General features: G+C 78.2%; 1 pseudogene. It reads left to right on the top strand.

Annotated elements, in window-relative coordinates:
- A pseudogene (locus C9E82_RS23950) lies at window positions 1-907 on the top strand (hypothetical protein); the annotation flags it as partial.

Below are 907 nucleotides of genomic sequence, written 5' to 3'. Positions count from 1 at the left end.
ACCGGCCCGTGCCGCGGCCCCGGCGGCAACGCCCGCTTCCACCCCGGCACCGCAACCCGCGGCCAGCCCGGCCGCCAGCACCCCGGCCGCCGCGCCCGCGCTTGGCGGCTCGAACCGCCCGCCCGCGCGGCCCTCGCGCAGCTCGCAGCTTGAGGAAGGCAGCGCCTCGGAACCTGTCCAGCAAGCCGCGCTGAGTGCCGATGAAATCCGCGAAATCGGGCAATTGTTGCGTGATCTGCGCACGGCCCAGGCCGGGGCCGGCGGCCTCAGCGAGGCCGAGCGCGGTGCCCTGATCCGGCTGGCCGATGCGCGGCCGGTCCGCAAGCCGGTGGCGGTCTCGGCGCCGGCCCAGGCTGCGGTACGCGACGCGCTGTCCGAGGCGGTCACCGAATCCGACCGCCCCGCCGCCCGCGCCTCGGTCGCGGCGGTGCCCACCGACAGCCGCCCGGCATCTACGCCGGGGGCAGCCGCATCCTCATCCCGTCCGCAGGCAAGGCCCGGCGCCATCGCGAACCGGGGATCGGGGCCCGGAAATCCCAGCCTCTCGGGCGGCGCCGTCGATCAGGCGGTCGCCGCCGCCGTCGCAAACACTGCCACCACATCAGGCGCCGTCGCTTTGACGGCGCTTCGTTCATCTGCGCTTCCGCCCCGCCGCAGCCGGTCCGCCGCACCCGCCCCTGTGGCCAGCCTGGCCGCGCCCAGCCCCGACGCGGCACGCGGCGCACCGACCGAGACCTCGTCGCAGGCCGCGGCGGATGCGGCGCGCGAGGCCGCCCTGGCCGAGCAGCGCCGCCAGGATGCCGAGTTGCAGGCCCAGGCCGAGGCCCGCGCCCGTGCCCGCGCGCAGGCGGATGCCCAGGCCGAGGCGCAGGCCCGCGCCCAGGCCGAAGCCCGCGCCCGCGCGCAG

Source organism: Paracoccus sigandri, assembly GCF_003709565.1.
GTDB classification, from domain to species: domain Bacteria; phylum Pseudomonadota; class Alphaproteobacteria; order Rhodobacterales; family Rhodobacteraceae; genus Paracoccus; species Paracoccus siganidrum.
Note: the sequence above shows the minus strand (reverse complement) of the source record. Positions and strands in the feature narration are given on the sequence as shown.